A 19,184-nucleotide genomic window follows, 5' to 3' on the forward strand; every position below is an offset into this window, starting at 1 on the left:
CGGCACAAGCCCCCCCTCCCGCCGCGGGGTGTTTTGCTTGTGGGGGGGACGGTCGTGGGGGGGGGGGGGGGGACGGAGGCTGTGCTTGGTGTGTCCCCCCCCCCCCCCCCCCCCCCCCCCCCAGGGTCGCCGGCGGCGGCTCCGCCGCGTCGGATCGTTCGTCCATAGGCCGTGCATCGCCCGTCGCCCCCCTCACAGTCTCAAGTCCGTCCCCGGCGCCGAACGGTGCGCGGCGCAGCCCCTGTCGGGACGATACACCAGGATCGTCACTCAGGGACATAGCTCCTCTACGCTCCGTGACGACCTGCGGTGATGCGGGCACGCACCGCTTCCGGGGGATTGCGGAGGGTACCGGAAGCGGATCGCACGCCTGTTGCGCCGGTGGCGCGCGGCGCTCGGGCCGCCCGCGTCACGCCTCGTTCGCGCCTGTCGTAAGGATCACGTTGCGCAGTGGCTCCCGGTTCACGAACCGGGTCAACTGGTCGGCCAGCAGGCGCTTGGCGCGCGGCAGGTAGGCGGAGCTGGGTCCGCCGACGTGCGGGCTGATCAGCACGCCCGGAGCGCGCCACAGGGGGTGGTCGCGGGGCAGCGGCTCGGGGTCGGTGACGTCGAGGGCCGCGGTGATCCGGCCGCTCTCCAACTCCGTGAGCAGCGCCTTGGTGTCGACGACCGGGCCGCGGGCGACGTTGACGAGGAGCGAGCCGTCCTTCATCCGGGCCAGGAAGCCGGCGTCGACCAGGTGGCGGGTGGTCTCGGTGAGGGGCGTGGACAGGACTACGACGTCCGCCTCGGGCAGCAGGGCGGGCAGGTCGGTGAGCGGATGCACCGGACCGCGCTCCGTGGTGCGTGCGGAGCGCGCGACGCGCACCACCCGCGCGACCTCGAAGGGAACGAGCCGGTCCTCGAGCGCGGATCCGATCGAGCCGTAACCCACGATGAGGACGGTCCGGTCGGCCAGCGCGGGCCGGAACCCGCCCAGCCACTCCCCCCGTTCCTGCGCCCGCACGAAGTCGGGGATGCCGCGCAGCGACGCGAGGATCAGCGCGAGCGTGAGCTCGCCGGTGCTCGCCTCGTGCACCCCCTGCGCATTGCACAGTCGTACGCCTGGACGCAGGTGCCCGAGCCCGGGCACCACGTGGTCGATGCCGGCCGTCAGCGTCTGTACGACCCGCACACCCCTCATCGCGGGCAGCGGACGCACTCCGATCGCACTGGGCTTCATGTAGGGGACGACGTAGAAGGCGCAGTCGGCGGGGTCCGCGGGGAACTCCTCGCCGCCGTCCCAGAAGCGGTAGTCCGGCCCTTCGGGGAGCCCTTCGATGTCGTCCGGCGGGATGGGGAGCCACACGTCAGCAGTCATGCCAGGAGGCTATGTCAGGTTCCTGGCGGCGCAGAGGTTAGGTTGGGGGCCGGGAAAGGGAGGGTCACGAGCAGGTGGAGCGCAGGACGATCGGCGCGGGGGCACTCGCGGTGGGGGCCGTCGGCCTCGGGTGCATGCCGATGAGCTGGGCGTACAGCGGGTCGCGGCAGCGGGGCGACGAGTCGCTCAGGGCGGTGCACCGGGCGCTGGACCTGGGCTCGACCCTCCTGGACACCGCCGACATGTACGGCCCCTTCACCAACGAGCTGCTGCTGGGGCGGGTGTTGAAGGAGCGCCGCCGGGACGCCTTCGTCTCCACGAAGGTCGGTCTGCTGGTGGGCGAGCAGCACATCGTGGCCAACGGCCGCCCCGGCTATGTGAAGCGGGCCTGCGACGCCTCCCTCAGACGCCTGCAGACGGACGTCATCGACCTCTACCAACTGCACCGCGCGGATCCCGAGGTCCCGGTCGAGGAGACGTGGGGCGCGATGGCGGATCTCGTCCGGGCCGGGAAGGTGCGGGCGCTGGGGCTGTGCGCGGTGGGCGCGCGCGGCGGCCGACGGTCCGGCGGCGGGCTGTACGACGCCACGCTGCGGCAGTTGCGGCGGGTGCAGCAGGTCTTCCCGGTGAGCGCGGTCGAGGCCGAGTTGTCGGTGTGGTCGCGGGAGGCGCTGGAGTCGCTGCTGCCGTGGTGCGAGGCGCGCGGTGTCGGCTTCCTGGCGGCGATGCCGCTCGGCAACGGTTTCCTGTCCGGAACGCTCACCCCCGGCGAGGGCTTCGAACCGGACGACATCCGCGCCCGTCACCCGCGCTTCACCGCGGAGATGATGGCGGCGAACCAGCCGATCGTGGTCGGCCTGCGCCGGATCGCGGCACGGCACGGCGCCGGTGTGACGCCCGCCCAGGTGGCGCTGGCGTGGGTGCTGGCGCAGGGCCGGCACGTGGTCCCGGTGCCGGGGACGAAGCAGGAGCGGTGGGCGGCCGAGAACGCGGCGGCGGCCGCCCTCCGGCTCACGGCCGGGGACCTCGCGGACGTGGCACGGCTGCCGCCGGCGCAGGGGTCCTGGGACTGAACGGGGGTCCCCGCGGGGGCCGAACAAGGGCCGCCCGCGGGGGCGGGCCTGGCGGGCGGCCGGGGCGGCGGGCGGTACGGGTTCGCCCGACCGGGAACCCGTGCGGCGCGAACGGTGTAAGACAAGTAGGACAAGAGGACGCGGAACCTGCCGCTGCACGCCGCCTCGAAGGGACCAAGATCGTGCGACGACGAGCTGTGCCGGCCATATGGGCCGCGACCGCGCTGCTGCTCACGGCCGGCTGCTCCTCCGGGTCGGGCGGCCTGCCGCCGGGCGCCGGCGGCACGGCCTCGACCGCGACGACCGCGCCGTCCTCGACCTCGCGGCAGACGGCCGGCCAGATCCCGCCCGCCAAGGGCTCGGTCAAGGTGCTGCGCACGGTCGCCGAGGGCCTGGACACCCCGTGGGGCCTGGCGCCCCTCCCCGGGGGCGGCCTCCTCGTCTCCTCGCGCGACCAGGGGACCATCACCCGGGTCGACACCCGGACGGGCAGGAAGACCGAGCTGGGCAAGGTGTCCGGGGTCTCCCCGGCCGGAGAGGGCGGCCTCCTGGGCATCGCCCTGTCCCCCGACTACGCCTCCGACCACATGATCTACGCCTACTTCACCTCGGCCTCCGACAACCGCATCGTGCGCATGCTGTACGACGAGAAGAAGCCGGCCGGCGAGCAACTGGGCGCCCCCGACACGGTCTTCAGGGGCATCCCCAAGGGCGTGATCCACAACGGCGGCCGGATCGCCTTCGGCCCGGACGGGATGCTGTACGCGGGCACGGGCGAGACCGGCGAGCGGGGACTGGCCCAGGACACCAGGTCGCTGGCCGGCAAGATCCTGCGCCTGACGCCGGAGGGCGAGCCGGCGCCGGGCGACCCGTTCCCGGACTCGCCGGTGTACTCCTACGGCCACCGCAACGTGCAGGGTCTCGCCTGGGACTCGAAGCAGCGCCTGTTCGCCTCGGAGTTCGGCCAGGACACCTGGGACGAGCTGAACGCGATCAAGCCGGGCGGCAACTACGGCTGGCCGAAGGCCGAGGGACGGTCCTCCGACCCGAAGTACCACAACCCGGTCGCGCAGTGGCACACCGACGACGCCTCCCCCAGCGGCATCGCCTACGTCGACGGCGTGATCTGGATGGCGTCCCTGCGGGGCGAACGCCTGTGGCGCGTCCCCCTGAACGGCACCGCGGTGTCGGCGAAGCCGCAGGCGTTCCTCAAGGGCGAGTACGGCCGGCTGCGCACGGTCGCCCCGGCGGGCGACGGCAGGCTGTGGCTGGTGACGAGCGAGACGGACGGGCGCGGCACCCCCAAGAGCGGCGACGACCGGATCCTGGAGCTGAAGGTGACGTAGGCCCTCAGGGCCGTTCCGAAGGGGGCTGTTCCGAACGGGGCCGTTCCGAAGGGGGCTGTTCCGAGCGGGGCTCTTCCGAAGGGGGCTGTTCCGAGGGTTCCCGCTTCCCGCCCGGGTCAGCCTGGGCGGTCCGCTCCGCCACGGGCGGCCGGACGACGACCTTCCCGGAGGCGAGGTCTATCGGGCCGCGGCCGGGATCCTGGTCGCCCACGTCCTCCCGGGTCAGCTCCAGCCGCTTCTGCTCGTCCCGGGTGTGTTTGCGGCCGGGCGCGAACAGTTCCTCGAACATGTTGAACACGGGGCCTCCCCCTGCCGGTCCTGACAGCGTACGCCCGGCCGGTCACGGCGGGGCGCCGAGCGGTTCGGCGGGGAACAGTCCCAGCCGGTGGGCCACGGCCGCCGCCTCCCCCCTTCCCGAGACGCCGAGCTTGGCCAGGATGTTCGAGACGTGGACGCTGGCGGTCTTCGGGGAGATGAAGAGTTCCTCCGCTATCTGGCGGTTGGTGCGGCCGGCGGAGACCAGGCGCAGCACGTCCCGTTCCCGGCTGGTGAGGCCGAGGGCCCGGGTGGGGTCGGCGGGGGCGGGACGCGGGTCCGGGACGTGGGTGAGGGGAAGCCGGGCGCGCTGGGCGAGCAGGGTGACGGCGTCGGCGAGCGGGCGGGCGCCGACGTGGCCGGCGACGGCGTGGGCGAGCCGGAGCAGTTCCGCGGCGCGCTCGCGCTCGTCGTCGCCGCCCGTCGCGAGCAGGGCCGCGGCCAGACGGTGGCGGACGAGGGCCAGCTCGTAGGGGCGCTCCAGGCGTTCGAAGGCGGTGACGACGTCCGACCAGGCGTCGGCGGTGTCGCGGCCCTCGGCCCGCTGGAGTTCGGCGCGGACCCACTGCTCGTGGGCGACCCAGAGCGGGGCGTCGGCGGGGGTCTGCCTGGCGGCGTCGGCGATGCGCCCGAGGGCCTCGGCACGGCCCTGCCGGGCGGCGGGCAGGGAGCGGGCGTCCGCTTCGGCGGTGGCCGCGCCGCGCAGCAGGGACCAGATGTGGCGCTGGGTGCCGGGCGGGATGCCGTCGGCGAGGGCGCGGCGCAGTGCGACGCGGACGTCGAGGAGGCGGCCCTCGGCCGCGGCGACGCCGGCGGTGAGCCCGGTGAGCGGCAGGGACTGCTGGGGCATGGGGTCGTGGGTGCCGAAGTAGCCGTCGGCGGCGGCGAGTCGGCGGGCCGCCTCGGCCGTGTCGCCGCGGGCCAGCGCGACCTGGGCCAGGGTGAGGGCGCCCGCGCCCTGGGGCTTGGAGTTCTGTCCGCGCCGCAGCGCGTTGTTCGCCGCCTCGACGGCCTCGTCCCAACGGCCCAGCGAGTACAGCGAGTCGGAGAGGTTGGCCCACACCCACGCCTCGGAGTTCAGCAGCCCGAAGCGGCGGGTGTGGGCGACGCCCTCCTCCAGCAGGGCGACGGCCTCCGCGGAGCGTCCCACCGACTCCAGTTCCGAGGGCAGGTTGACGTACGCGCGGCCCGCGACCCGGGTGACGCGGTCCGCGACGGCCCGTTCCTTGACCTCGTACATCACGGCGAGGCCCGCCTCGGTGTCGCCCGCGTCGACCATCAGGCCGCCCAGCGTCAGACGCGCGTTGATCTCGGTCTCCCGCGCGCCCACCATGCGCGCGTACTGCACCGCGCGTTCCGCCGCGGCGAAGGCCTGCGGGCCGGGCGCTCGCAGCATCGACCAGCCCGCCACCTGGGCCAGCACCTCGGCGTGCACCTCGGAGGGCGGCAGGCCGCGCACCAGTTCCTGGGCGGAGCCAGTTCCTTCCAGCCGTCGCCGCGCCCCTGGCTCTGCACCAGGATCGCGCGCTGCGTCCAGAACCAGGCCGCGCGCAGCGGGTCGTGCTCGTTCTCCAGCAGGTGCAGCGCCCGCTTGGTGATCTTCAGGGCGCGTTCGCGTTCCCCGCACAGCCGTCCGGCGGCGGCGGCCTCGGCCATGAGGTCGAGGTAGTGCAGCGGTGTGTCGGCCGGGTCGCAGCCGCAGGGGGCGTAGACCTCGGTGTAGTCGCTCAGCGGCAGCGCCGCCCGGACGTCCTCGGGGGCGGTGTCCCACAGCTCCATGGCCCGCTCCAGCAGGCGCAGTTGCTCGCTGTAGGCGTGACGGCAGCGGGCGGCGACGGAGGCGTCCAGGACGGCGGGGAGGGCCTTGGCCGGGTCGTGGGCGTGGTACCAGTAGCTGGCCAGGCGCGTGACGCGTTCGTCGGCGGGCACCAGCGTCGGATCGGCCTGGAGGGCTTCGGCGTAGCGGCGGTTGAGACGGGAGCGCTCGCCGGGCAGCAGGTCGTCGCCGACGGCCTCGCGGACCAGGGAGTGGCGGAAGCGGTAGCCGTCGCCTGCCGGTACGGCGAGCAGGATGCTGGCGTTCACGGCGGCCCGCAGCGCCTCGATGAGGTCGTCCTCGGCGAGCCGGGCAACCGCGGCCAGCAGCCGGTACTCGACGGTGGAGCCGCCCTCGGCGACGATCCGGACGACCCGCTGGGCGGTCTCGGGCAGGCCCTCGACGCGGACCAGGAGCAGGTCGCGGAGGGAGTCGGTGAGGCCGGTGCGGCAGCCTTCGTGGGCGGCGACGGCGAGTTCCTCGACGAAGAAGGCGTTGCCGTCGGAGCGTTCGAAGATGGCGTCGACCCTCGCGGGGTCGGGTTCCCGGGCCAGGATGCCGGCGATCTGACGGCCGACCTCGTCGCGGTTGAACCGGCGGAGTTCGATGCGGCGGACCGTGCGCAGCCGGTCGAGTTCGGCGAGCAGGGGGCGCAGCGGGTGGCGGCGGTGGATGTCGTCGGCGCGGTAGGTGGCGAGGACGACGAGGCGGCCGCTGCGCAGGGTGCGGAAGAGGTAGGCCAGCAGGTGGCGGGTGGAGGCGTCGGCCCAGTGGAGGTCCTCCAGGGCTACGACGACGGTGTGGTCGGCCGCGACGCGTTCCAGCAGCCGGGCGGTGAGCTCGAAGAGGCGCGCCATGCCCTCCTCGTCGTGGCGTCCCGGGCTCGCCTCGCAGACCTCGGGGAGGAGCCTGGCGAGTTCCTCCTCCTGGCCGGCGGCCGCGGCGGCGACCTCGTCGGGCAGTTCCCGGCGCAGGGCGCGCAGGGCGCTGGAGAAGGGCGCGAAGGGCAGGCCGTCGGCGCCGATCTCGACGCAGCCGCCGAGCGCGACGACGGCGCCCTGCTGGCCGGCGGCGGTGGCGAACTCCTCGACCAGCCTGGTCTTGCCGACCCCGGCCTCGCCGCCGATCAGCAGCGCCTGCGGCTCGCCCGCGGACGCCCGGGCGAGCGCGTCGTTCAGCGCGCCCAGTTCTTCGGCGCGGCCGACGAACACCGGACTGACGGACCAGTTCTCCACGAGCCCGAGCATCGCACGGGCATCCGACGACGCGTCACCGGTTTTCCGGGCGCCGGCGCCCGCCCCGGAAGCCCCGGCCGCAGGCCCACCTGCGCCGACGCCCTCTCCAGAGGCTCCGGCAGCGCGCCCACCTGCGCCGACGCCCGCCGCGCCAGGCTGCCGCGCGGCCACGCGGTCGACGGCCCCGGCCTCCGCCCCGGCCGTGCGCTCCCGCACGGCCCCCGTGCCGCGGTCGCCTGCGCCGTCCCTCACGGCGCCGGGTTCCCGCGCGGCCGGGGTGCCGGGCTCCCGTCCGGCCACGCGGTCGACGGCCCCGACACTCACCACGGGGGCGGGCTCCCTCACGACACCTGTGTCACGGTCACCGACGCCGTCCGCCGCAGCGCCGGGTTCCCGTCCGGCCTGGGTGTCGGTGGCCCGGGCGGTCGGGTTCGGTCGCGTCGCTGCGGCCGTGGGCCGGGGCTTCCCGGGTGCGGTCGGGCGGTCGTCCCCGGTGCGGCCGCCCGGCCGGGCCCGCGTGGTCATGTGGTGGCGCGGGCGGAGCGGAGCCGGCGGGGGCGGCGACTATGCGCCTCGCTCCCGGCGGCCTCGCTGCGGGCGGCGCGGCGGTGGCGGACGGCCTCGCGGGCCAGCCGCTCGTTCTCGGCCCGCCGGATCAGCTCGGCGGAACGGATCTGCTGGAGTTCGTACTCGTACATGGCGTGTCCCTCGGACGATGTCGGTTCTCGGCTTCGCTCGGTGCGATGCCTCAACCTTCGTCTCCCAGGGGGGTGCGCCACATCGGGAGAGTTCCGCATCTTCGCGTCCGGCCGGGGCCCCGGACACGAGTAAGGGGCCTCAGGGCATCCGTAAGGCGCTGACGGATGACCTAAGACCCCTCAGGATCTGCGGTGACTAGCTCGCGGACGGCAGTCCGAGCAGGACGTCGGTGTACTTCAGGACGGCCAGCAGCAGGCCGATGACTCCGAGCGAGACACCCGCCCAGGCGACCGACTTGATCCACGGCGCCTGCGGCTTCCCGGGGGCCCCGAAGGCCGGCCGGGCGAGGACGAAGACGCCGACGAGCAGCGCGGCCAGGGCGAAGAGGCCGCCCCACAGCGCGGTGGTCTGCCAGGCGTCGCCGTAGACCTCCTTGATCTGCTTGGCGACGCTCGCGTTCGACGCGGTCCCCAGCTGGCCGACCAGCGTCTCGCGCGCCGAGGCGACGGTTCCCACCCAGCTGCCGGTCAGCGAGACGACGCCCAGCGCGGCGGAGACGACGGCGCCCGCGCCCTGGCCGACGCCCGTGGGGCCGGCCTCCTGGCCGGCGGTGTCGCCCGCGCCGGTCGTGTCATCGGCGCCGGGGGCCTCGGTGAGGTCCTCCGTCTCCTCGCCGGGCTTCACTTCGTTGGCCTCGGGCCCGGTCTCGTCCAATGTCTTCGTTCCCATGCCTCGCACCGTACGGACGCTCTCTGAGAGCTACCTTAATGATCGTTGTGGTCGGCACGCGCGCGTGCCGTGCGCCATTCGGGGGCCAGGATCGACCACACCTCGAGATCGTGCCGCACCCCACGATAGGGGTGGGCCTCCCGGCGCACTCCGTCGCGGGTCATCCCCAGGCGCCGGGCGACGTTCAGGCTGGCCTCGTTGCCGGAGGCGGCGACCCACTCGACGCGGTGGATGCCGCGCTGCTCGACGGCGTGGTCGATGAGCACCCGCATCGCGCGGGTGACGAGGCCGCGCCCGGTGCCCGCGGGCTCCAGCCAGCAGCCGACCTCGCAGTTGCCGCCTGCGGCGTCGAAGTTGAGGAAGAGCACTCCGCCGACCAGCTTGCCCTCCAGCCACAGGCCGTGCAGCGAGGCGCTGTCGGCGGCGCGCAGGTCGGCGTACCGCTGGAGCATGGCCCGCGCGGAGGCCAGGTCGGTCTCTCTGGAGCCGAAGGAGATGAACTGCCCGATGAAGTCCCGGCCCCGGTCCAGGTGCGCCAGGAACTCCTCGGCGTGCCACGGCTCCAGGGGCCGCAGTTCGGCTCCGTCGTCACCCAGCGACATCGTGTACATCGCGCTCCCGCTCCTTCGCCAGTGCCTCGGCCGCCTCGACGTCCGTGCCCTTGCCCGCGCCCGGGCCGGTCGCGGCCAGCCTCTCATGGGCGGCGCGGCACTCGGGCGGCTCGATGCTGATACGGGGCAGCCGGGCGTCGAGCCGGCGCGGCAGCCACCAGTTGGCGCTGCCGAGCAGGTGCATCAGGGCGGGGACGAGGAGGGTGCGCAGCACGAACGCGTCCAGGGCGACGGCGGAGGCGAGCGCGATGCCGAACATCGCGATCACGCGGTCGCCGCTGAGCACGAAGGCGAGGAAGACGGAGATCATGATGATCGCGGCGGAGTTGATCACGCGGCCGGTCTCGGCGAGCCCGACGCGGACGGCGCGCCGGTTGTCCCCGGTCTCCAGCCACTCCTCGTACATCCGGCTGAGCAGGAAGACCTGGTAGTCCATGGACAGTCCGAACAGGACGGACACCATGATCACGGGGAGGAACGGCTCGACGGGGCCGGCGCGGCCCAGTCCCAGCAGGTCGCTCCCCCAGCCCCACTGGAAGATCACCACGACGACGCCGAAGGCGGCGGCGACCGCGGCGACGTTCATGACGGCGGCCTTGGCCGGTATGGCGACGGACCGGAAGGCGAGCAGCAGGAGCAGGCAGCCCAGGCCGATGACCACGCCGACGAAGAGCGGCAGCTTGCCGACGATGACGCCGGCGAAGTCGTCGTAGCTCGCCGTGACGCCGCCGACGTGCAGGTCGAGCGAGGTGCCGGTCTCGGCGCGCGGCAGCACCTCGGTGCGCAGCCGGTGGACGAGGTCGCTGGTGCGCTGCGACTGCGGCGCCGAATCCGGGACGACGACGACGTAGGCGGTGGTGCCGCCGGCGTCGTAGGTCACCGGGGTCACCGACGCGACGCCCTCGGTGGCGCGCAGGGTGGCGTCGAGGCTGTCGAGGGCGAGCTTGTCCTCGGCGCCGCCGACGCGCGTGACGAGGGTCAGCGGGCCGTTGACGCCGGGGCCGAAGCCGGCGGCGAGCAGGTCGTAGGCCTGGCGGGTGGTGGACGTCTTCGGGTCGTTGCCCTGGTCGGAGGTGCCGAGGCGGAGGGAGAGCGTCGGCAGGGCGAGGACGGTGATCACGGCCAGCGCGAGCGCGCCGAGCAGCTTGGGGCGGCGCTCGACCAACGCCGACCAGCGGGCGGCGAGCCCGGTCGGCAGTTCGGGTTCGGGTCCGTACCGGTCGAGCCGCCGTCGTTCGCGCCGGCCGAGGGCGCGCATGCCGATGAGGGACAGCAGGGCGGGCAGCAGGGTGACGGAGGCGGCGACGGTGAGGACGACGGTCAGCGAGGCGGCGATCGCGACGCCGTTGAGGAAGTTCAGCCTGAGGATCAGCATGCCCAGCAGGGCTATGCAAACCGTGGCACCCGCGAAGACCACGGCCCGTCCGGTGGTGGCCACGGCGTCCGTGGCCGCCTCGGTGACGGTCAGCCCGCGTTTGAGTCCGCGCCGGTGCCGGGTGACGATGAACAGCGCGTAGTCGATGCCGACGCCGAGTCCGATCAGCACGCCGAGCATGGGCGCGAAGTCGGCCACCGTCATGAGGTGCCCGAGCAGCACGATTCCCGCGTACGCGGTGCCGACGCCGACCAGCGCGGTGGCGACGGGCAGCACGGAGGCGGCGAGCGAGCCGAAGGCGAGGAACAGCACGACGGCGGCGACGAGCACGCCGACGGCCTCGGCGAGGTGCCCGCCCGAGGGCTCGGTGAGCGCGACGGCGCTGCCGCCGAGCTCGACCTGGAGCCCGTCGGTCCGGGCGGCCTCGGCCGCGGCGACGACGGCCCGCGCCCGGCCGGCGTCGATGTCCTCGACGCGGTCGGCGAAGGTGATCGTGGCGTACGCCGTGTGTCCGTCGGCGCTGATGCGGCCCGCGCCCTGCTCGCCGTAGGGGCTGGTCACGGAGGCGATGCCGGGCAGGGCGCCGATCCGGTCGAGGGTCCTGGTCATCGTCTGCACGACGGCGGCGGCGCGGACGGTGCCGGACGTGGTGTGCCAGACGACGGTGTCGCTGTCGCCGGCGAGGCCGCCGAAGCCCTGCTCGAGCAGCCGGGTGGCGCGGCCCGACTCGGTGCCGGAGACGTCGTAGTCGTTGGAGTACGCCGAGCCGGTGACGGCGGCGGCCGCGGCCGTGCCGCCGAGGGCGAGGAGCCAGATCAGCACCGCGACCAGGCGGTGCCGGACACACCAGCGTGCAAGGGCTGCCACGACGTGCTCCCAGGGTTACTGTTTGATCTTTGGCCGGGAACAGACGTTCATGGCATGAACAGCCCGCAAAGAACGCATGAGCAATGTGTTAAGCACTCTTGCAGGCGAAACTGATCGTTTGCGCCGCTCGTGGGGCGAATCACAGGACCGGGAGGAAGGTCACAGGACGGCAACGGCTGCTCTGTGGCCTCAGTCGAACTGGTCCCCCAGCGCCATCACCATCGTCCCGGCGATCAGCAGCCACAGCGCCCGCCGGGTGCGTCCCCGGGAGCCGAGGACCGCGGCGGCGGCGCAGCCGACGGCTCCGAGGGCGTAGGCGGCCGGTACCAGGGCCGGTGCGGCGCCGGTGAGCCGGAGCAGCGACGCGGCCAGCCCGGCGAGGGCCAGCAGCGTCCCGGTCCCGGCCGCCGTCCAGCGGGCCCGGCGCGCCATCTGCGCGGGGTCCGCGACGTCCGGGGTCTCGGAATCACCGCGTCCACTCATGGCGGGCGAGCGTACCTCGTACGGGTGAGAAAGCCGGATGCGGGGCAACGGTTTGAGGAATCGGCCTGGCTCCGACGTATCCCTGTGCGCTGCGATGGACCCCCCGGACGCAAGGAGCCCGTTCAACGATGTCGGACACCGCACTCGAGACCCCGGCCGAGGACCTCGCCGGCCGGCTGGCCCACCCCCGATTCCCGCGCAGCAACCACTACGACGTCCGCTGGACCATCGACAACCAGATGGGCCCGCACGCCCTGTGGCTGCTGGAATGGCTGGCTCCCGCGCTCGGCCTGGACGCCCTGCGCCCCGGCGCCCGCGTGCTGGACCTGGGCTGCGGCCGCGCCATGACCTCCGTCTTCCTCGCCCGGGAGTACGACCTCCAGGTCACCGCGGCCGATCTGCGGGTGGCCCCCGACGACAACGCGCGCCGGGTCGCCGAGGCGGGCTTCGCCGACCGGGTGCTGCCGGTGCGCGCCGAGGCGCACGAGCTGCCGTTCAGCGAGGGCGCCTTCGACGCGATCGTGAGCATCGACGCCTACCAGTACTTCGGCACCGACGACCTCTACCTGCCCACCCTGACCCGGCTGCTGAAGCCGGGCGGGCGGATCGGCGTCGTGGTGCCGGGGCTGCGGGAGGAGATCGAGGGGGCCGAGCCGCCCGCGCATCTGGCGCCGCACTGGGATCCGGGGTTCTGGGCGTTCCATTCGCCCGCCTGGTGGCGCCGGAACTGGACGCGCACGGGCGCGGTGACCGTGGAGACGGCCGACTGGCTGGCGGACGGCTGGCGCGACTGGCTGCTGTGGAGCGAGGTGTGCGCCGAGGAGAGCACCGACGAGGTCATGGCACGGACGGCGCGGGACTCGGTGGACCTGCTGAGCGCCGACGCGGGACGCCTGCTCGGCTTCGCCCGCGTCGTGGGACGCCGCGACTGAGTGGACGGGAACGGCCCCGGAGGACCTCAGTGGTCCTCCGGGGCCGTGTGCGGCTGTCTCCCGCCGCGGGGCCGCTCAGCCTTCCGCGACGCCCAGCTTCTCCAGGATCAGTTCCTTGACGCGGGCCGCGTCGGCCTGACCGCGCGTGGCCTTCATGACGGCGCCGACCAGGGCGCCGGCCGCGGCCACCTTGCCGCCGCGGATCTTGTCCGCGACGCCCGGGTTGCCGGCGATGGCCTCGTCGACGGCGGCGGTGAGCGCGCCCTCGTCGGAGACGACCTTCAGGCCGCGCTTGTCGACGACCTCGTCCGGGGTGCCCTCGCCCGCGAGGACGCCCTCGATGACCTGGCGGGCCAGCTTGTCGTTCAGATCGCCGGACGCCACCAGCTCGCTGACGCGGGCCACCTGCTCGGGCGTGATCGCCAGTTCGTCCAGCGTCTTGCCGGACTCGTTGGCGCTGCGCGCCAGCTCACCCATCCACCACTTGCGCGCGGAGGCCGCGTCGGCTCCGGCGTCGATCGTGGCGACGATCGGGTCCAGGGCGCCGGCGTTGAGGATGGCCTGCATGTCGGTGGCGCTGACGCCCCACTCCTCGCGCAGCCGGTTGCGGCGCACCAGCGGCAGCTCCGGCAGCGCGGCGCGGATCTCCTCGACCCACTCGCGCGACGGCGCCACCGGCACCAGGTCCGGCTCCGGGAAGTACCGGTAGTCCTCGGCCTCTTCCTTCACCCGGCCCGACGTCGTGGACCCGGTGTCCTCGTGGAAGTGCCGGGTCTCCTGGACGATCGTGCCGCCGGAGGACAGCACGGCCGCGTGCCGCTGGATCTCGTAACGCGCCGCCCGCTCCACGGAGCGCAGGGAGTTGACGTTCTTCGTCTCCGAGCGCGTGCCGAACTTCTCGGAGCCCTTCGGCATCAGCGAGAGGTTCACGTCGCAGCGCATCTGGCCCATCTCCATGCGCGCCTCGGAGACGCCCAGCGCCTTGATCAGCTCGCGCAGCTCACGGACGTAGGCCTTGGCCACCTCGGGAGCGCGGTCGCCGGCGCCGACGATCGGCTTGGTGACGATCTCGATGAGCGGGATGCCGGCGCGGTTGTAGTCGAGGAGCGAGTGCGAGGCGCCGTGGATACGGCCGGTGGCGCCGCCGACGTGCGTCGACTTGCCGGTGTCCTCCTCCATGTGGGCGCGCTCGATCTGCACGCGGAAGGTCTCGCCGTCCTCCAGCTGCACGTCGAGGTAGCCGTCGAAGGCGATCGGCTCGTCGTACTGGGAGGTCTGGAAGTTCTTCGGCATGTCCGGATAGAAGTAGTTCTTCCGGGCGAAGCGGCACCACTCGGCGATCTCGCAGTTCAGCGCGAGACCGATCTTGATCGCGGACTCGACGCCGGTCGCGTTGACGACCGGGAGCGAGCCGGGCAGGCCGAGGCAGGTCGGGCAGGTCTGCGAGTTGGGCTCGGCGCCCAGTTCGGTGGCACACCCGCAGAACATCTTGGTCTTGGTGCCGAGTTCGACATGGACCTCGAGGCCCATGACGGGGTCGTACGACGCCAGCGCGTCCTCGTACGACACCAGGTCGGTCGTGGTGGTCACGGTGAAACTTCCCTCTCAGCCCAGCAGGACGTCGTCGTCGCCCAGCCGCTTCAGTTCGCGGTACAGGATGGCGAGGCCGGTGACGATCGCGACCGCGGACACGGTGGCGTCGATCAGCCGGAGCGTGTCCTGCTCGGCGCGGGCCTTCTTGATCTGCTTGGCGACACCGAACGCGCCGAACGCGGTGGTGGCAATCGACAGGTAGGTGCCGGACTTGGACTTCTTGAAGTCCTTGGCCTTGGACAGCTTGCTCACAGCGACGGAGCCTCCTCCAGCAGCGGGTGGCCCCACCTTTCCACGAACGCGGCCTCGACGGCGGCGCCGACCTTGTACAGGCGGTCGTCCTTGAGCGCGGGGGCGATGATCTGCAGGCCCACCGGGAGGTTGTCCTCCGGGGCGAGACCGCAGGGCAGGGACATGGCCGCGTTGCCCGCCAGGTTGGTCGGGATGGTGCACAGGTCGGCCAGGTACATCGCCATCGGATCGTCGGCGCGCTCGCCGATGGGGAAGGCGGTGGTGGGGGTGGTCGGCGAGACGATCACGTCGACCTGCTCGAACGCCTTCTCGAAGTCGCGCGTGATGAGCGTGCGCACCTTCTGGGCGCTGCCGTAGTAGGCGTCGTAGTAGCCGGAGCTCAGGGCGTACGTACCGAGCATGATGCGGCGCTTCACCTCGGGTCCGAAGCCCGCCTCACGGGTGAGGGAGGTGACCTCCTCGGCGGAGTGCCCGCCGTCGTCGCCGACGCGCAGGCCGTAGCGCAGGCCGTCGAAGCGGGCGAGGTTGGAGGAGCACTCGGACGGCGCGATCAGGTAGTACGCCGACAGCGCGAGGTCGAAGGACGGGCAGTCCAGCTCGACGATCTCGGCGCCCAGCTCCTTCAGCAGCGCGACCGACTCGTCGAAGCGCTGGATGACGCCGGCCTGGTAGCCCTCGCCGCGGAACTGCTTCACGACGCCGACGCGCATGCCCGCCACGCTGCCGCTCAGGGCGGCCTCGACGACCGGCGGGACCGGGGCGTCGATGGAGGTGGAGTCGAGCGGGTCGTGTCCGGCGATGACCTCGTGCAGCAGGGCCGCGTCGAGGACGGTGCGGGCACAGGGGCCGCCCTGGTCGAGGGAGGACGAGAAGGCGACCATGCCGTAGCGGGACACCGCGCCGTACGTCGGCTTCACGCCGACCGTGCCGGTGACGGCGGCGGGCTGGCGGATGGAGCCGCCGGTGTCGGTGCCGATGGCGAGCGGCGCCTGGAAGGAGGCGAGCGCGGCGGAGGAGCCGCCGCCGGAGCCGCCGGGGATCCTGGTGAGGTCCCAGGGGTTGCCGGTGGGCCCGAAGGCGCTGTTCTCCGTCGAGGACCCCATGGCGAACTCGTCCATGTTGGTCTTGCCGAGGATGACGACGTCGGCGGCCTTCAGCCTCTTGGTGAGGGTCGCGTCGTACGGCGGGATCCAGCCCTCGAGGATCTTCGAGCCGACGGTCGTGGGCACGCCCTCGGTGGTGAAGATGTCCTTGAGCGCGAGGGGGACGCCGGCCAGCGGGCCGAGCTTCTCCCCGTTGGCCCGCTTCTCGTCGACGGCGCGGGCCTGGGCCAGCGCGCCCTCGCGGTCGACGTGCAGGAAGGCGTGCACCTTCTCGTCGACGGCCTCGATGCGGGCCAGGTGCGCCTCGGTGACCTCGACGGCCGTGAGCTCGCCGGAGGCGATCTTCGCGGCGGTCTCGGCGGCCGTGAGCTTGATGATGTCCGTCATGGGATCAGTCCTCCCCCAGGATCTGCGGCACCTTGAAACGCTGCTGCTCCTGGGCCGGGGCGCCGGAGAGCGCCTGCTCGGGGGTGAGCGAGGGACGGACCTCGTCCGGCCGCATGACGTTCGTCAGCGGGAGCGGGTGCGAGGTCGGCGGTACGTCTTGGTCGGCGACCTCGCTGACGCGGGCCACCGCGCCGATGATGTCGTCCAGCTGTCCCGCGAAGTGGTCGAGCTCTTCGGGCTTCAGCTCCAGACGCGCCAGCCGGGCGAGGTGGGCGACCTCCTCGCGCGTGATGCCAGGCATGCAGCGTTCCTCTGGGGTGAGTGTGTGTGGTTTGGCCCAATCCTATGGGTCGGGGGCGGGTGACCGTGAAACGGTTTGCCTCCACCGCCCCGGCTCGGCGCCGACGACGGTCCCGGCTCAGCCCCGGCGACCGTCCCGGGCCCCGCTGTCCGGGCGGCCGGGCGGGCGCTGCGTGCGGGCGGAACGCGTGGGCGGAATGGGTGGGCGGGCCGTACCGGCGGAACGCGCGGGCGGGATGTTCACTCGGCGGCGGGCAGGGCGGCCTTCGGGCGCTGCCAGCCCCGGGAGCCGCGCGCCCGCAGCCAGGACGTGGTCTCCTCGGCCGGCATGGCGGCGGCCACCAGCCAGCCCTGTACGGCGTCGCAGCCGAGGTCGCGCAGGCGCTCCCAGGTCTCGTCGTCCTCGACGCCCTCGGCGACGACGAGCAGCCCGAGGGAGTGCGCGAGGTCGACGGTGCAGCGGACGATCTCCGCGTCCTCGGTGTCCACCGCGAGCCGCGCCACGAAGGAACGGTCGATCTTCAGCTCGCTGACCGGCAGCCGCCGCAGATGCACCAGCGAGGAGTAGCCGGTGCCGAAGTCGTCCAGGGACATCTTCACGCCGTGCCCGGTCAGCGCGGCGAGCGTGTCGGCGGCGCGCTGCGGGTCCTCCAGCAGTACGTGTTCGGTGATCTCCAGCTGCAGTGCGCCCGCCGGGACGCCGTGCCGGGCCAGTCGCGCCGCCACGGACCCCGCGAACCCGGGGATGTGGACGTCGCGCGGCGACACGTTCACCGCGACCGGCACGAACAGCCCCTGCGACCGCCACCGGGCGACCTGGCCGAGCGCCGTCTCCAGCACGTACTCGGTGAGGTGCGGCATCAGCCCGGAGGACTCGGCGATCGCTATGAACTCGTCCGGCGGCACCTTGCCCCGCTCGGGGTGGACCCACCGCACCAGCGCCTCGAGCCCGGCGACCTGACCGTCGAAGCGGACCTTGGGCTGGTAGTGCAGCTGCACCTCGTGCGCGTCCAGGGCGCGGCGCAGGTCGCCCAGCAGTCCGAGCCGGTCCGGCGTGTTCGAGTCCCGCTTGGACTCGTACACCTCGACGCCGGAGCGGTCCCGCTTCGCCTGGTACATCGCCACGTCCGCCCGCCGCAGCATCCCCTCGGCGTCCAGGGCGTGGTCGGGGAAGACGGCGACGCCCGCGCTGGCCTCCAGGACGAGGGTGAGCCCGTCGAGGTCGAGCGGGGAGCTGAGCGCGCCGACGAGGCCGCGGGCCACCCGGGTCGCGGACGTCGTGGAGTCGGCGACGGGCAGTAAGACGGCGAACTCGTCGCCGCCGAGCCGCGCGGCCTCCGCCCCGCGCGGCAGCGCCAGCCGCAGCCGGTCGGCGATCTGCAGCAGCAGCCGGTCGCCGGCGAGGTGGCCGAGTGTGTCGTTGACCGACCGGAAGCGGTCGAGGTCGATGAGCATCAGGGCGGAGCGGGCGCCGATGCGTTCGGCGTCGTCCAGCGCGGTCCAGATGCGTTCCAGCAGCCACTGCCGGTTGGGCAGCCCGGTCAGCGGGTCGCGCAACTGCTCCTCCGCCCGGGCGCGGGCGATCCACAGGGTGGAGTCGAGGGCGATCAGCGGGATCGCGAACAGCGGCAGCAGCAGCGGCTGGGCGGCGGCCACCACGCAGACCAGCGGGGCGATGCCGAGCAGCGCGACCGCGACCAGGCCATGCCTGACCAGGGCGGTGCGGGCGACGGTGGGCACGCCGCCGCGGGGGCTGTACAGGTACCACAGCAGGGTGCGGGTGACCGCGAGGTAGGCGACGGCGACCAGCACCACCGCGGGGGCGGCGTACAGGGTCCAGGTGTCCGGGTCCCAGGGCGTCTCCACCGACGGCACCCGTCCGAAGGCGCCCAGCACCAGGGCTCCGGCTCCGATGCCGAGGATGTCCACGGAGCCGTGCAGCACGCCCTGCCGCCAGCGGCCCCGCCGGGCGGCGCCGACCAGGGCGACGACGCTGAGGCTGACCATGCCGGCGGGCACCCAGCCGTACAGCATCAGGACGGCGAGGGTCAGCGCGGCGCCGGAGCCGGTGCCGCCCCACCAGCGGGAGCGGCCGAGCATGACCAGGTGACCGACGATGACGCCGGTCAGGACCGCCAGGGACCAGCCGACGGTGCCGGCCGGGAAGAGCGCGTGGGTGCCGGTGAACGCCCGGTAGAAGCCGGCGCCGAGGACGAACCCGGCGACCGTGACGATCGCGGCGGGCAACGGGGGCCAGGACAGGTTCCGTTCGGTGTCGGCGTCCGGCATTCCGGACGCGGGCACCACGGGGAACGGCCGGACGTTCCGGCCGTCCGCCACGGTGTACTGCCCGGTGGCGCCCGCCCGGGCGCCCGGACGCTCCGAAGGCCGCACGCCCCGCCGGCCCGCCCACCGGACGCCGGTCGCCCGGCCCCGGCGCAGCCATGATTCGGGGGCGGCGCTCTCGGTCGGTTCCATTCCCGTCCCTCTCACAGCCGGCGGTGCCCACGCCCCGCGGCCCGATGCCCGACAACCGCCAACGGCACCGCGTCGGAAAACCCTTGCCCCGTCCTCACGGACCCGTCGAGGACAGCGGGGATGCCCCGACCGCGGCTGGGCGCGGCGGGCGCACCTCTCAACAGTAGGCCGCAGAAGGCTTCCACGGGCAGCGGTCGCCAACGGTCGCCCGAATGCGCCCCCGCCACCCG

At 73.5% G+C, this 19,184-nt stretch carries 15 protein-coding genes and 1 pseudogene; 3 read left to right on the forward strand and 13 right to left on the reverse strand.

Features of this window, described 5'->3' with window-relative positions; genetic code table 11:
- Window positions 1–409 precede the first annotated feature (409 nt).
- On the reverse strand, window positions 410–1,360 hold the full coding sequence (locus ACZ5GT_RS37745; protein WP_469035647.1) for a 2-hydroxyacid dehydrogenase: 951 nt from the start codon (window positions 1,358–1,360) through the stop codon (window positions 410–412).
- 74 nt (window positions 1,361–1,434) lie between these two features.
- On the opposite strand from ACZ5GT_RS37745, the gene ACZ5GT_RS37750 reads away from it, so the two are divergent.
- Window positions 1,435–2,433 (forward strand): aldo/keto reductase, encoded by a 999-nt coding sequence (locus ACZ5GT_RS37750; protein ID WP_469035649.1) that lies wholly within the window; start codon window positions 1,435–1,437, stop codon window positions 2,431–2,433.
- A gap of 179 nt (window positions 2,434–2,612) precedes the next feature.
- On the forward strand, window positions 2,613–3,779 hold the full coding sequence (locus tag ACZ5GT_RS37755; RefSeq protein ID WP_469035698.1) for a PQQ-dependent sugar dehydrogenase: 1,167 nt from the start codon (window positions 2,613–2,615) through the stop codon (window positions 3,777–3,779).
- 4 nt (window positions 3,780–3,783) lie between these two features.
- On the opposite strand, the gene ACZ5GT_RS37760 is transcribed toward ACZ5GT_RS37755, so the two are convergent.
- The 7 genes and pseudogenes from ACZ5GT_RS37760 to ACZ5GT_RS37790 all read right to left on the reverse strand — a co-directional run bounded on the left by ACZ5GT_RS37760 (window position 3,784) and on the right by ACZ5GT_RS37790 (window position 11,909).
- Window positions 3,784–4,077, reverse strand: a complete 294-nt coding sequence (locus tag ACZ5GT_RS37760; RefSeq protein WP_469035651.1) for a DUF6191 domain-containing protein — start codon at window positions 4,075–4,077, stop codon at window positions 3,784–3,786.
- A gap of 42 nt (window positions 4,078–4,119) precedes the next feature.
- Window positions 4,120–7,157, reverse strand: a pseudogene (locus ACZ5GT_RS37765) (helix-turn-helix transcriptional regulator).
- 509 nt (window positions 7,158–7,666) lie between these two features.
- Window positions 7,667–7,843 carry a hypothetical protein gene (locus ACZ5GT_RS37770; protein ID WP_469035653.1) on the reverse strand — a complete coding sequence of 59 codons (177 nt, stop codon included), beginning with the start codon at window positions 7,841–7,843 and terminating at the stop codon, window positions 7,667–7,669.
- A gap of 196 nt (window positions 7,844–8,039) precedes the next feature.
- On the reverse strand, window positions 8,040–8,573 hold the full coding sequence (locus ACZ5GT_RS37775; protein WP_469035655.1) for a hypothetical protein: 534 nt from the start codon (window positions 8,571–8,573) through the stop codon (window positions 8,040–8,042).
- Window positions 8,574–8,608: 35 nt separating this feature from the next.
- Window positions 8,609–9,184 carry a GNAT family N-acetyltransferase gene (locus ACZ5GT_RS37780; RefSeq protein WP_469035656.1) on the reverse strand — a complete coding sequence of 192 codons (576 nt, stop codon included), beginning with the start codon at window positions 9,182–9,184 and terminating at the stop codon, window positions 8,609–8,611.
- Window positions 9,162–11,426 carry an MMPL family transporter gene (locus tag ACZ5GT_RS37785; RefSeq protein ID WP_469035658.1) on the reverse strand — a complete coding sequence of 755 codons (2,265 nt, stop codon included), beginning with the start codon at window positions 11,424–11,426 and terminating at the stop codon, window positions 9,162–9,164. Before ACZ5GT_RS37785 ends, ACZ5GT_RS37780 begins: the two co-directional genes overlap by 23 nt.
- Before the next feature lie 189 nt (window positions 11,427–11,615).
- Window positions 11,616–11,909: a hypothetical protein gene (locus tag ACZ5GT_RS37790; protein WP_469035661.1), complete on the reverse strand. Its 294-nt coding sequence runs from the start codon at window positions 11,907–11,909 to the stop codon at window positions 11,616–11,618.
- Window positions 11,910–12,037: 128 nt separating this feature from the next.
- Between ACZ5GT_RS37790 and ACZ5GT_RS37795 the strand changes: the two genes are divergently transcribed.
- Window positions 12,038–12,841, forward strand: coding sequence for an SAM-dependent methyltransferase (locus tag ACZ5GT_RS37795; protein ID WP_469035664.1), 804 nt, complete (start codon window positions 12,038–12,040; stop codon window positions 12,839–12,841).
- A 75-nt stretch (window positions 12,842–12,916) separates the two neighbouring features.
- Here ACZ5GT_RS37795 and gatB read toward each other — a convergent pair whose 3' ends face one another.
- The 5 genes from gatB to ACZ5GT_RS37820 all read right to left on the reverse strand — a co-directional run bounded on the left by gatB (window position 12,917) and on the right by ACZ5GT_RS37820 (window position 18,954).
- Complete coding sequence (gatB, locus tag ACZ5GT_RS37800; RefSeq protein ID WP_469035666.1) at window positions 12,917–14,431, reverse strand: Asp-tRNA(Asn)/Glu-tRNA(Gln) amidotransferase subunit GatB; 1,515 nt, start codon at window positions 14,429–14,431, stop codon at window positions 12,917–12,919.
- A gap of 15 nt (window positions 14,432–14,446) precedes the next feature.
- Window positions 14,447–14,686: a hypothetical protein gene (locus ACZ5GT_RS37805; RefSeq protein WP_324789701.1), complete on the reverse strand. Its 240-nt coding sequence runs from the start codon at window positions 14,684–14,686 to the stop codon at window positions 14,447–14,449.
- Window positions 14,683–16,176 carry an Asp-tRNA(Asn)/Glu-tRNA(Gln) amidotransferase subunit GatA gene (gene gatA, locus ACZ5GT_RS37810; protein WP_469035668.1) on the reverse strand — a complete coding sequence of 498 codons (1,494 nt, stop codon included), beginning with the start codon at window positions 16,174–16,176 and terminating at the stop codon, window positions 14,683–14,685. Before gatA ends, ACZ5GT_RS37805 begins: the two co-directional genes overlap by 4 nt.
- A gap of 4 nt (window positions 16,177–16,180) precedes the next feature.
- Window positions 16,181–16,477 (reverse strand): Asp-tRNA(Asn)/Glu-tRNA(Gln) amidotransferase subunit GatC, encoded by a 297-nt coding sequence (gatC, locus tag ACZ5GT_RS37815; RefSeq protein ID WP_031117542.1) that lies wholly within the window; start codon window positions 16,475–16,477, stop codon window positions 16,181–16,183.
- 239 nt (window positions 16,478–16,716) lie between these two features.
- Window positions 16,717–18,954, reverse strand: coding sequence for a putative bifunctional diguanylate cyclase/phosphodiesterase (locus tag ACZ5GT_RS37820; protein ID WP_469035670.1), 2,238 nt, complete (start codon window positions 18,952–18,954; stop codon window positions 16,717–16,719).
- Window positions 18,955–19,184 lie beyond the last annotated feature (230 nt).

Source organism: Streptomyces sp. NPDC031340 (genome assembly GCF_055569945.1).

What these genes read in the sequence shown, in the direction of transcription:
- ACZ5GT_RS37745 (WP_469035647.1), bottom strand. Translation starts at nt 1,360, where the DNA reads ATGACTGCTGACGTGTGGCTCCCCATCCCGCCGGACGACATCGAAGGG.
- ACZ5GT_RS37770 (WP_469035653.1), bottom strand. Translation starts at nt 7,843, where the DNA reads ATGTACGAGTACGAACTCCAGCAGATCCGTTCCGCCGAGCTGATCCGG.
- ACZ5GT_RS37775 (WP_469035655.1), bottom strand. Translation starts at nt 8,573, where the DNA reads ATGGGAACGAAGACATTGGACGAGACCGGGCCCGAGGCCAACGAAGTG.
- ACZ5GT_RS37780 (WP_469035656.1), bottom strand. Translation starts at nt 9,184, where the DNA reads ATGTACACGATGTCGCTGGGTGACGACGGAGCCGAACTGCGGCCCCTG.
- ACZ5GT_RS37790 (WP_469035661.1), bottom strand. Translation starts at nt 11,909, where the DNA reads ATGAGTGGACGCGGTGATTCCGAGACCCCGGACGTCGCGGACCCCGCG.
- ACZ5GT_RS37795 (WP_469035664.1), top strand. Translation starts at nt 12,038, where the DNA reads ATGTCGGACACCGCACTCGAGACCCCGGCCGAGGACCTCGCCGGCCGG.
- gatA (WP_469035668.1), bottom strand. Translation starts at nt 16,176, where the DNA reads ATGACGGACATCATCAAGCTCACGGCCGCCGAGACCGCCGCGAAGATC.
- gatC (WP_031117542.1), bottom strand. Translation starts at nt 16,477, where the DNA reads ATGCCTGGCATCACGCGCGAGGAGGTCGCCCACCTCGCCCGGCTGGCG.
- ACZ5GT_RS37820 (WP_469035670.1), bottom strand. Translation starts at nt 18,954, where the DNA reads ATGGAACCGACCGAGAGCGCCGCCCCCGAATCATGGCTGCGCCGGGGC.